The organism is Streptomyces rimosus (assembly GCF_008704655.1).
Lineage (GTDB): Bacteria > Actinomycetota > Actinomycetes > Streptomycetales > Streptomycetaceae > Streptomyces > Streptomyces rimosus.
Genome location: NZ_CP023688.1, coordinates 9,252,603 through 9,265,109, shown reverse-complemented (window position 1 = coordinate 9,265,109; position 12,507 = coordinate 9,252,603). Strand labels below are relative to the sequence as shown.

Annotated in this window: 4 protein-coding genes; all 4 read right to left on the bottom strand. The window is 71.3% G+C overall.

Going from position 1 to position 12,507, the window contains the following annotated elements:
- Positions 1-2: 2 nt before the first annotated feature.
- The 4 genes from CP984_RS40460 to CP984_RS40445 all read right to left on the bottom strand — a co-directional run bounded on the left by CP984_RS40460 (position 3) and on the right by CP984_RS40445 (position 12,051).
- Positions 3-878 (bottom strand): SDR family NAD(P)-dependent oxidoreductase, encoded by an 876-nt coding sequence (locus CP984_RS40460; RefSeq protein ID WP_157849529.1) that lies wholly within the window; start codon positions 876-878, stop codon positions 3-5.
- A gap of 401 nt (positions 879-1,279) precedes the next feature.
- Positions 1,280-2,167 (bottom strand): SDR family oxidoreductase, encoded by an 888-nt coding sequence (locus CP984_RS40455; protein WP_003979235.1) that lies wholly within the window; start codon positions 2,165-2,167, stop codon positions 1,280-1,282.
- 37 nt (positions 2,168-2,204) lie between these two features.
- Positions 2,205-4,748: an FAD-dependent monooxygenase gene (locus CP984_RS40450; RefSeq protein ID WP_003979234.1), complete on the bottom strand. Its 2,544-nt coding sequence runs from the start codon at positions 4,746-4,748 to the stop codon at positions 2,205-2,207.
- 76 nt (positions 4,749-4,824) lie between these two features.
- On the bottom strand, positions 4,825-12,051 hold the full coding sequence (locus tag CP984_RS40445; RefSeq protein ID WP_409350683.1) for an amino acid adenylation domain-containing protein: 7,227 nt from the start codon (positions 12,049-12,051) through the stop codon (positions 4,825-4,827).
- Positions 12,052-12,507: the final 456 nt, after the last annotated feature.

The window sequence follows — 12,507 nt, the reverse complement described above, 5'->3', positions numbered from 1 at the left end:
CGTCACCACGGCGTGCACCAGCGCCGCGCCGCGTACTCGACCGCCGGGTGGGCACCGGGAGCACCCATCGCCGCCCGCTTGAAGTGGTCTTTCACACGGACCGGGACCAGCACGTCAGCGAGCAGCCCCGCCTTCGCCTGCCTGCCGACCACATACCGGTGGCGCGGCCGACGCGCGATGAGTGCCCGGCAGACAGCCGATACGACCGGCTCCGCGCTCGGCAGCCGCGTACCGGACTCCCGCAGCGCCGCCTCCGCCACCCGGTACATGTCACCGAACAACGTCGGCCGGCCCGCCAGCGCCGCCAGACCATCGGCAGCCCGGCCCTGAATGGCACTCGCGTACGCGCCCGCCTCGACGATCGCGACCCGCACCCCGCCGGGCCCGGCCTCCATCCTCAGCGCATCGTTCAAGGCCCCCAACGCCGCCTTGCCCGCGCAGTACCAGCCCATACCGGGAGCCGCGATACGGCCCGCGAGCGACGAGACGTTCACGATGCGTCCCTCCCCGCGCTCACGCATCCCCGGCAGCACCAGCCGGGCCATGCGCGCGGCTCCCACCACATTGACTTCCAGCAGCTGCCGCACCGCCGCGTCCTCAAGGTCCTCCACCGCCCCCACCAGCGGGACACCGGCGTTGTTCACCAAGGCCCACGGTCCGCCTCCGGTGGCCTCCGCGACCTCCGCACACGCTCTGCGGCAGGAATCGGCATCCGCCACATCCAGCAGCACCGTCCGCAGCCCGACAGCACACTCGGCCGCCACAGCCCGAAGCTTCTCGGCCTTCGGCTCGTCACGCGCCGTGGCGAAAACGTCGAACCCGGCCCCGGCCAGCCGCAGCGCCACCCCCAGACCCACACCACTCGTCGCACCCGTCACCAGAACACTTCGACGCACCACGCACCTCCACAGAGCGACACCCGCCCACCATGCGCACCCACACCACCGGGCAGCGGAAGGCCGCTCCGGTGTGTCGCACAACCACCCTGCGAGTTCAGCCGTTCACCTCGGTTGCCAAGGCGGCGCGGCCTGGCGGTGGGGCTGCGGCCAGTAGGTTGCCCGCCTTGTCGGAACTTGGGTGCGTCGCCTGGCCATCTGCCCCGATCAAGACGGGAGCGGCTCGTACTCCGCGAGTCCGAGGCCCGGCACCGGCGTTCTCCGCTGCGGGCGCAGATACGTTACGCGTACGGGCCCCGGTGGCCCGGCGATTGCAGTCCAGCGCCCCTCCCGGCCGGGCCCGTACCTTGGGCCCGGCCGGGCTTTTTCTCCCGCGGCGCGGGCTACCGGCGGTTCTTGGTGACGGTGCCGAGGCCACGGTCCAGGGCGGTGTCCGGCAGCAGCCGGGACAGGACGCCGGCTGTCCGGGCGTCGGGGCCGACGCTGTAGCGGGTCCGGGGGCGCGGGGTGGTCAGTACGCGGAAGACCGTGCGGGCGACGTCCTGCGGCTGTGTGCCGCTTGACTGTGCGCGTTGTTCGTTCATTTGCAGGAATTGTTCGAAGGGGGCTCGGTAGAGGTCGGCCATGGCGTCGGGGGCCTGGTTCAAGATGTCTTCGCCGGTTTCCCGGACCTTGTCCCAGATGGGGGTCGCGATCGCGCCCGGCCTGACGACGGAGACCGAGATGCCGAAGGGGCGCAGCTCGCGGCGGAGCGCGTCGCTCATGGCCTCTTTGGCGAACTGTCCCGTCGCGTAGGCGCCGAGGTAGGGAATGGCCACACTGCCCACACCGGAGGAGATGTTGACCACGCGTCCGCGGGTGCGCCGCAGCTGGGGCAGGAACGCCTGGGTGACGGCGAGCGAGCCGACGACGTTGATGTCCAGCTGCCGCCGCAGCCCTTCGGGCGGCACGCATTCCAGAGGGGCCGCGACGCAGGAACCGGCGTTGTTCACCACGGCCCATACGCCCTGCTCGTCCACGGACCGGGCGACTTCGGCCGCCGCCGCCTGGATCGACTTCTCGTCGGTCACGTCCATGAGTACCGGCTGCAGCCGTGCGGAGGATGCCTCGGCGCGCAGTTTTTCACCGTCCTGCCTCTCGCGCACCGTGGCGAAGACGCGGAAGCCGCGTTCTTCCAGCCGCAGGGCGCACTCCTTGCCGAGTCCGGTGGAGGCGCCGGTGATGACGACGGCGCGTCCGGCCGGGGGCAGGGGCTTGGGCCGGCGGTTCAACAAGAGTTTCTCCTCGGGTGGTGGGGTGTGCGGCCGGTCAGTCGCGGGGCTCGGGCGTACCGAGGCCGGTGGGCAGCGCGGACAGCAAGGTGCGTACGGAGGTGTCGGCGATGTGGTGGGCGCGCGGTGCCGGAATGATGTTCTCGACGTGGCTGAAGTTCCAGGCGAGTTGGCCGTGGGTGGTGGTGGCGGTCGCCACGATGGAGCCCGTCACCGAGATGCTTGCGATGATCTGGGTGCCGGAGACGCGCCAAGGGCCCGCCTGGTCGGGGAAGTCGTAGCGGCCGAGGTTGGACAGGCACAGGTTGATGGGGCCCTGCTCGTCCAGGTAGCGCATGAACGCACCGGCGTCGGCCGGGGCCTTGGGTCCGGCCCGGTCCAGCAGGTTGATCATGGAAAGGTGTTCCTCGCGCTTGCGGCGGTCCGCGAGGTCCTGGCTGATGGCGCGCGCCATGGGCCACAAGGGCTCGCCGGGCCGGTAGAGGACGCGGGAGGGAAGGGTGGCCGCGTAGGTGCCGGCCTCGTCGTAGGAGACGGCGGGCTCCAGTTCGGCGCGGAAGTCGAGCGGGGAGCCGATCGAGAAGTGGGCCGGCTCCCGAGTACCTGCCTCCAGGGCGACGGCGGTGACCATGGCGGCGGCCAGGGCTCCGTGCACGGTGGCGCCGTGCTGCTTGCAGGCGCTCACGAGCAGGTCGAGTTGGCCGGCGGTGAGGGATCTGTGCACCATCCGGGTGCGCCGCCGGTGGAACGGGACCGGGTGGCTGGGAGTGACGCGCCGTGGCTGTAGCCGACGGGTTTCCTCCTCGTCGCGCTCGGTCAGGGCCGTAAGGGCGGCGGCGCCTGCCTGGCCTCGGTGACGGGGCGGGAGCAGGTCTTCCGCGGAGGGCAGGGCCCGGTACGAGGTGCGTGGCGGTTCCTCGCCGGCATGCAGCTGGGCGGCGAGTTCGATCCACTGCCTAAGCAGAGCCAGCCCGGTCATGCCGTCGGCTATGCAGTGCGCCGAGGTGAGCAGCAGGTCGTGGACGTCCTCGGTGCGTTCGACGTCCTCCCGGCTGATGACGACGGCTCGCAGCAGCGGCCCCGTGCGCCAGGCGGCGCCCTCGGCGAGTTCGTGCTCGTCGATCTCGCGTTGCCAGCGCGTATCGGACTCGGGGTCGTCGGCCGGCACCTGTATGTGGCGCAGTGGGATGGGCCGTCCGCCCACGGGGCGGAACGCGGGGGCCGTGCCGTCCTCGTCGCTGGTAACCGCGACGCGCAGCAGCGGGTGCCGGGACTGGAGAAGGTCCAGGGCGCGGCGCAGCAGGGACAGCTTCAGGGTGCCGTGGATGCGGCTGCGGACGACGCTGTTGAGCGGGGAGGTCTGGTCCGCGATCCAGTACCAGCGTTCCAGGGGGCTGAGGTCTCGCCTGAGGCGTGGTTCGGGATTCGGGATGGCGGGGAAAGTGAGGGACTCCTCGTTCTGCCGGGCGAGGTCCTGGCGGGGTGTCAGGCGGAAATAGTCGTCCCGGGCCTGCCGCAGTTCGGGCGTGTCGGCCTGTTCGAGGTCGCTCATCGACCGGGAGGCGGCGGCCATGGACCGGGTACGGTCGCGGCGGCGGTCCTCGTACGTCCGCAGGGCGAGCGGCAGATCGTCGCGCGCGCCGGGCTCGGCCAGGGTGTGGGCCAGGACCACGGCGTCTTCGATGGCCATGCCGGCCCCTTGGCCGAGGGTGGTCAGCATGGGGTGCGCGGCGTCGCCGAGCAGGGTGACGGGGCCCTGCCCCCAGCGTTCGAGGAAGGTGCGGTCGCGGGAGGGTACGGCGAGGATGTCTCCCGGCGGGGTGACCTCGATGACGGCCCGTACCTCGTCGGCCCAGCCCTCGTAGGCCCGGGTGATCTCGTCCTTGGTGCCGTCCCAGGCGTGCGAGCGGGCGGTGGGCATGGTCTTGGTGCCCCACCAGTAGGCGTGGCCGTGGCCGATGTCGATGAGGCCGAAGCGCTGCCCGCTGCCCCAGTAGTGGCGCACGCTGCCCCGGGGAAAGGCGGGGTGGCGGAAGGGGACGATGCCGAGCCAGCAGACGTAGCCGCTGTCGTGGGACGCCTCCGGACCGACGAGCTGGGCGCGGATGGCCGAGTGGAATCCGTCGGCGCCGATGAGGAGGTCGCCGTGCGCCGTGCGCCCGTCCGCGAAGCGGACGGTGACGCCCGTCCCGTCGGTCTCGAACGCGGTCGCGGCGGCGCCCAGGTGCAGGGGGCAGTCGCCGGCCGCGTCCAGCAGCGCCTCCTGGAGGGCCGGACGGCCCAGGCAGACACTGGGCGCGCCGACCTTGTCGCAGATTTCCTTGAACGGCAGGTCCCTGATGGTGCGGCCGCGGTGGTCCAGGACCGTGAAGGACGCTATGGCCTGGCCGCGCTTTTCCAGGTCGAGGTCGATGTCCAGCGTGGCGAGCGCGTTGACGGCATTCGACATGACCGACAGGCCGGAACCGGCGGCACGCAGCTGGGTGGCGCGCTCGTACACCGCCACCTCGATCCCGACGCGCCGCAGGGCGACGGCGCAGGCCAGTCCGCCGATTCCGGCTCCGATGACGAGGGCTTTCACCGGTCGGCTCCTTGAGTTCGCTGGGTTTGCCCGGCTTTCGGGGCTCTGTGGTTGGTCTGAGACTGTCGGCATGCGGTCAGCGCTCCCCGTCAGATCCGGCCGGTCCGGGCCCGATCAGGTCCGCGACCGTCTTGGCCACGTGTTGCACGTACGGTTCTTCCATGATCGTGAGGTGGTCGCCGGGAACGCTGACCACCTCAAGGGGGCCGTCGGTCATATCGCTCCAGCCGTTGGTGGGGTCCTCGTGGCGGCTTCCGGCCGCGCTGTGCATCGCGGCCAGGACCTTTGGCAGCGGCTCGGCGGCACGGACCAGGGTCAGTCCCAGGTCCCCGGCTTCGGGCCGGTAGTTGAGCGTCGCCTGCCAGTTCGCCTGATAGAGACGGAAGAGCCGGCGTATGACGGCGCCCGAACTGCCGGCCGGCACAACGCCCTCCTCGGCCGCGACACGGGCGATGAAGTCGAACTTCTCCTCCGGCGAGACCAGTTCCTCCGGAAAGCGCTGCATCGAGGAATCGCCACCGCGCTCCAGCCACAGCAGCTCCCAGAAGAACCACCCCAGCAGAGCGTCGTCGTCGTGCCGGTGACGCTCTCCCTGGGTCAGCGCGGTGGTGTCCAGGAGCACCAGGCGGGCCACGTCCTCCCCGGCCGCCCGCAACTGGCGTGCGATCTCGAAGGCGACGAAACCGCCGAAGGACCACCCGCCGATGGCGTACGGGCCGTGCGGCTGCACCGTACGCAGCGCGGCGATGTAACTGGCCGCGATCTCCTCGACGGTACGCAGCGGCGTGGTACCGGGATCGGCACCGGCCGCCTGGAGCGCGTACAGCGGCTGGTCGTCGGGAAGGTGCCGGGCGAAGGGCACATAGCACAGCACGTTGCCGCCCATGGGGTGCACCATGAACAGCGGCGGGCGGGTGCCCTGCGGGCGGATCGGCACCAACGGGTCGAAGGCCGCGACCGCGCCACCCGCACGCAACCGCGCCGCAAGCCCAGCCGCGGTGGGGGTCGCGATGAACTGCGACAACGGGATATGCACGGCGTAACGCTGCTCGATCTGCACCACCAACCGCATCACGGTCAGCGAGGTGCCGCCCAGGTCGAAGAGGCTGTCGTGCACGCCGACGGCGGGCAGTTGCAGCAGGTCCGCCAGCATCTCGGCCACCGCGCGTTCGTAAGGATCCTGCGGGGCTGCGCCGTCGGTTTCGGCGGTGGGGGTGAGCGGCAGGGAGCGCAGGGCGGCGTCGTCCCGCTTGCCGCTGGGGGTCAGGGGCAGGTGGGTCACCCATCGCAGGTGGGAGGGCACCAGGTGCTCGGGCAGCGTGGTACGCAGCCGTTCGCGGATGCCGGTCAGGTCCGCGCTGGTGCCCTCGCCGACGAGGAAGGCCGTAAGGAGGCACTCGCCGTTCGCGTGGTGGCGGGCCACGACCGCGGCGTCGCGCAGGTTCGGGTACTGCCCGGCGAGAGCGGTCAGGGCCAGTTCCACCTCGGCCGGTTCGACGCGGTGGCCGCGTACCTTGACCTGGGTGTCGGCCCGCCCGGCGTACACCAGCGTCCCGTCGGGCAGCACCATCCCGAGGTCGCCGGTGTCGTAGAGCAGGTGGCCCTCGTCTGCGAAGGGGTGCCGGACGAAGCGTTCCTTGGTGAGGTCGGGGCGGCCTTCGTAGCCGTCGGCCAGGCAGGTGCCGCCGAGGTGGATGGTGCCGCGCACGCCGACGGGCACCGGGCGCATCCGCTCGTCCAGCACGTGCGCCTCGGCGCCGTCGATGGGGTGTCCGATCGGGGGCAGTGCGGGGAAGGCGGCCGGGTCGCCGGTCATGGTGAAGGCGGTGGCGACGTGGGTCTCGGTCGGCCCGTACTGGTTGTCCAGGACGGCGCCCGGCAGTGCGGAGCACAGCCTGCGGATCTCCGGGGTGACGCGCAGTTGTTCGCCGGCGGAGACCAGCACCCGCAGTGCACGGGGGGTGAGGTCGAGTGCCTGGGCGGTCTCGGCCAGGTGCTGCAGGGCCACGTAGGGCAGGAAGACCCGCTCGATGCCCTCGCGGTCGATCAGTCGCAGCAGCTGGGGCATGTCGCGCCGCTCGGCGTCGCCCACCAGGTGCAGCGTGCCGCCGGAGCACAGCGTGGAGAAGATCTCTTGGAAGGAGACGTCGAAGCTCAGCGGCGCGTACTGGAGGGTGGCGCCGCCCACCGCACCGCTGGCGGCCCGGGTCTGCCAGGCGACCAGGCCGGCCAGGGAGCGGTGCGGCATGGCCACGCCCTTGGGGCGTCCGGTGGAGCCGGAGGTGAACAGGACGTAGGCGGTGCTGTCGGCGGGGATCTCGGCTGCGGGCTCCGTGGCGGCTCCTGCGGTCGGTTCGGTGATCGACTCGGCGGGCAGCAGCAGCGACGGATCGTCGACGAGGTGGGCGTGGGCGGCATGGGCGATGACGCGGAAGGGCCGGGCCTCTTCCAGCATCATGGCCAGCCGCGGGGCGGGGTAGCCGACGTCCAGCGGCACCACGGCGCACCCGGCCCGCAGAACGCCCAGGACCACGGCGATGGTCTGCGGTGAGCGGTCCATGGCGATCCCGATCCGGGCCTGGGGCGAAGCGCCGAGCGCGCCCAGCCGCCGGGCCACCCGGCCGGCCGTCTCGGCCAGCCGCGCGTAACTCCACCGCTCCTCCCCCATCGCCAGGGCGGTCGCGTCCGGGGTGCGGGCCGCCTGGCGCAGGAAGCTGTCGACGACGGTGGGCCGGGGTGTGGCCCTGGCGCGGACCGGCCGGGGGGCGAGGAAGGCGACATCGGGCTCCGTGTGCGGTTCCTCCACCATCCGGCGCAGAATCTTCTGGTAGCCGTCGGCGAACAGACGGGCCTGCTCCGCGGTGGCCCCGTCGCTGCCGCAGTCGATCCGCAGCCACACGCTGCCGCTGTCCGGTTCGGTGAACGCGTTGACCAGGAACCGGAATTCGCTCTCCTCCCAGGTACGGAAGGTGCGCAGCCGTATCTCCGGCAGCGCGAGGACCTCGGACAGCTGGTGGAAGTGCACGTAGTTGAAGGCGGTGTCCAGAACCGGGCCGCCGTGGTCCTCCTGGACGGCGCTCAGCGGGTAGCGCCGGTGGGGGTGGCCGTCCTGTTCCTGCCGGAAAGCCTCGCGCGCCACGTCCAGCCATCGGGGCTGCGCGACGTCCAGGCGCAGGGGCACGGTGTTCAGGAAGAGTCCGGCGGTGCGTTCGGCGTGGGCGAGCTCGGGCCGTCCGTGGGTGATCAGCCCGGTGGTGACATCGTGGGTACCGGCGAACATGGCCAGCGTCAGGCAGTGCGCCGCGAAGAGCACGGACTTGACGGGCAGACCCTGCTCGGCGGCGAACGTGCGCACCTGGGCGAGAAGCTCGTCGGGCAGGTCGGCGCGGTGCGTGACCGGTCCCCGGCCGGTGCCGGGCAGGTGGGTCCCGAACGGTTCGATCTGCAGCAGCTCGCAGCCGGCCAGCTTCTCCTTCCAGTACTGCCGCGCCTGCGCGGATTCCAGGGCGGCCAGTTCCTCGCGTACGTAGGACGCCGCCGAGGGCGGGACGGTGCCGTCGACGGGGCCGATACCCAGCCCCAGCCCGTGCGCGTAGTCCTGGAGGAGTTCCTGGAGGAGGTTGGCCACGCTGCCGCCGTCGAGCAGCGCGTGGTGGAAACTGAGGACCAGCTCGACGGCCCCCGGCCGCACGTGCGCCCGGAAGAGGTACAGCGGCGCCCGGTCGACGGCGTAGGCATGGTGACGGCGCTGTTCGATGTGCGCGCGGATCTCGGCGTCGGCCGCGGCACCGTCGAGCGGACGCAGATCGACGATGTCCAGGCCGCCGGGCGCCTGCGGACGGACGACCTGCAACGGCTCGGAGAAACCCGCCAGGTCGAAGGCGGAACGCAGCACCGGATGACGCGCCACCAGCTTGTCGAACGACCGGCGGAACGCTGCCTCGTCCCAGGGGAGTTCGAGGGTGTACTGGAAGACGTCCTTGTACGTGGCGGACCTCTCGCGCCTGCGGCTGTGGTAGAGCAGGCCGAGCTGGAGCCGGGTGAGCGGCCAGGCGTCCTCGGCGCCTTCCAGACGGGCCCGGTCCACGCCGGACACGAGGGCGAACGGGGCGGGAGCGGAATCGCCGCCGGGCGCTGCCAGGCTCTCGACGCGCGGGGCCAGAGCCGCCACCGTCGGGTTGCGGATCAGGTCGGTCAGGGAGAAGCGCAGGCCCCGTGCCTCGGCCTGGGCGCGCACCTTGAGCATGAGGATCGAGTCGCCGCCGAGCGTGAAGTAGTCGTCGTGGACGCCGACGGCGTCGTGGCCGAGCACCCCGGCCCAGATCTCGGCCAGGGCGGCCTCGGTACGGTCGCGCGGCGGCAGGCCGGTGACCGGCTCCGCGGCTTCCTGGGGCGGGGGCAGCGCGCGGCGGTCGGCCTTGCCGTTCGGGGTCAGCGGAACGGCGTCGATCCGCACGAAGAAGGCTGGGACCATGAACGCCGGCAGCTGTTGTCCGAGCAGTTCGCGCAGGTGAGCGGGGTCCAGGGCGGCATCGGCGACGTAATAGCCCACGAGGTGGGTGCCGCGGGCGGCGGTGGTGCGGTCCACGACGATGGCGTCGCGGATACCGGGCAGGCCGCGCAGGGCGCCGGCCACCTCGCCCGGCTCCACCCGGTTGCCCCGGACCTTGACCTGGCCGTCGATCCGCCCGAGGTACTCCAGGGTGCCGTCGGCCAGCCACCGTGCGAGGTCGCCGGTACGGTACAGGCGCCCGCCCGGGACGAACGGGTCGCCGACGAATTTCTCGGCGGTCAGCTCCGGACGATTCAGGTAGCCCCGGGCGACCTGAACGCCGCCGATACACAGCTCACCGGCGACACCCACCGGCTGGGGCAGATCACCGGGGCCCAGGACGTACAGCCGGGTGTTGTCGATCGGCCGGCCGATGGGGACCCGTGTGACGCTTTGAGCCGGATCGTCCGGACACTCGTAATACGAGACATCGACCGTCGCCTCGGTCGGCCCGTACAGGTTGACCAGCCGTACCCGGCCCTGCGCACCGGGTATGCCGAAGACGCGGTTGAACTGCTCGACCCGCTCCGGCGGCAGGGCCTCGCCGCTGCAGAAGACGTACCGCAAGGAGCCCAGGCCCGCGCGGGCGTCTGGCTGTTCCTGGAGCAGGTCGAGGAACGGACCGAGCATCGAGGGCACGAAGTGCACGACGCTGACCCGCTGGTCACGGACCGCCCGCAGGATCTCGCGCGGATCCTGCTGGCCGCCGGGCGGCAGCAGGGCCACCGTCGCGCCCTCGACGGCCCACCAGAACAATTCCCACACCGAGACGTCGAAGGACACCGGCGTCTTCTGCAACAGGACGTCACCGTCGCCCAGCGGATAGCGGCGCTGCATCCAGGCGAGGCGGTTGACGACACTGTGGTGCTCGACCATCACACCCTTGGGCCGGCCGGTCGAGCCGGAGGTGTAGATGACATAGGCCAGATCGCGGGCGCCGGCCAGCGGCGGAAGGGGGGCACCGCCGGCCTGCAGCAGCTCATCGACATGCCGCACCTTCGCCCCGTCGGCCCCACCGGCGGCGGGGTTACGGCCGGGGCCGGGGCCGTCCACGATCACCACCTTGGCGCGGCTGTCGTCCAGCAGGAACCGCACGCGTTCGGACGGATAGCCGGGATCCACCGGTACGTAGGCGCCCCCTGACTTCAGCGTGCCCAGGAGCGCCACGAGCAGCTGGGGCCCCCGCTCCATCATCACCGCGACCCGGTCGCCGGGGCCGACGCCCTCCTCGCGCAGGGCCCGGGCGACCCGGTTGGCCCGCTCGTCCAGTTCGGCGTAGGTCAGCACTTCGCCAGTGGCACCAAGGACGGCAGTCTGCCCCGGGATGCGGGCGGCCTGCTCCTCGAACAGGCCGTGCAGCGTGGCCTGGTCCGCGTACGGCACTGTCGGACCGTGGCTGCGCACCGCGGTGAGGTCCTCGTGTTCGGCGGGTTCCAGCATCGGGACGGCCGACACGGGCTCGTCCAGCAGGTCCACGCCGCGCTCCAGGAGCGTCGCGAGGTGGCCGGCGACCGAGGCGATGGGCAGGTCCTCGTCGAAGACATCGAGGGCGTAGTCCAGCTCGATGCGCATGTCGGCCGTGCCGTCGAAGGCGAAGACCATGACGCCCAGGGCGTCCTGATCGTGCGAGGGAGCCATCAGGGTGAGCTGCCGTTCGACGCCCGGTACCAGCGCCGGACACGACCAGTGCAGGTAGGAGAGCGTCACGTCGAAGAGCCGGCGGGGGCCCTCGGCCGACGGGGGCAGTTCCCTCAGGACGTCGCCCAGCGAGAGCCGTTCATGGCGCTGCAGCGCACGGGCCGCCTTCCGGGTCTCGGCGACCAGTTCCCGTACCGTGCGCCCGCCGTGTGCCGGGACCCGCAGCGGCAGCGTGTTGGCGAACTGACCGATGATCTTCTTGTGGTGGTCTTCGGGCCGGTTGAGTAACGGGACGCCCAGCACCACTTCCTGGCCACGGTGCAGTCGCGTCAGCCAGGTACCGAACATGGCCGCGACGTACGCGAACGGCGAGCAGCCGGCGGCACGGACCCGGTCGACGATACGGCCCTCGACGACGAACCCATGACGGCCGCGCCCGCTCCCGCCGGCCGTGCCCGTGAAGAGCGCGGGCGCCACGTCGGCGAGGGTTTCCCGGTGGAAGGCACGGTCGCGATCACCTTCGGCACCGGCACGGTAGGCGGCTTCCTCCTCGACGAACGCAAGGTAGGAGGCAGGCTCGTGACACCCCGTGCGCTCCCCGTCGCCACCCGTGGCCCGCGCGTAGTCCTCGAGGATCTCGTGGCTCAGCCGGTTGAGGGCCCAGCCGTCGGCGACGATGTGGTGCGTCTTGACATGCAGATGCGTGACGTCCGGGCTCTCCACCAGCAGCGTGGCTTCGACCAGGGGGCCGCTGTCCGTGAGCGACAGCGGCATCGCCAACGAGCGCCGGATCCACTCGGCGCACGCGACGTCCGGTTCGGGCTCCTGCGCGAGGTCCACCCTGCGGACCCCGAAGCCGCCCTCCCCCGCCACCCACTGAAAGGGCGTCCCCGCCCTTTCACCGAACCGCAGCCGGAACGCCTCGTGGCGAGACAGCGCACGCACGATGCACTCGGCGAGTGCATCGAGATCGATCCCGCCCCGTAATCGTTCGTGAATGACGCAGTTGAACTGCGGCGATTGCGGAGCCTGAGAACTGGCGGCCCAGATATCGCGTTGGTACGCCGTCAGCGGGCTCTGCCCATGCAGCGGGTTCTGCGCACGGTCTTTCACCTGCGCTTGCGTCTCCGGGAGGGTCGATCCGGCAACCGCGGTCCTTTTCATGCAGCGGATCATGCCGCCTCGCGACTGGGCAAATCCCTTGATTCTGTGGCGAAAACCGCACCTGTCGTGGCGGGAATGGCATCGTTCGTTCCGGCACTGGCCGGCCGGTCCGCGGGAGAACTCCGGGGGCCGAAGAAAGCCCGGACCGCGCCGTGGGTGGTGTCGGGCACCGAGGTCGAGCGGGTCCGTACGGGCCAGGCAGGAGACCCCAGAGCCAGGAGCGAGGAGTTACTGGGGGACGCAAACCGACTCACCGGCGAGGTCGTCACACCGCTACGGCCGCCCCCCGGCATAGCCCTGACAACCCTGGGCCAGTTTTGGAAGCTCACCTATAAAGCCAATGGGCCTCTTCCGGAACACCTGAATCGAGTGTAAAACTCGCAGATCTCACCCGGCGCCATCGAA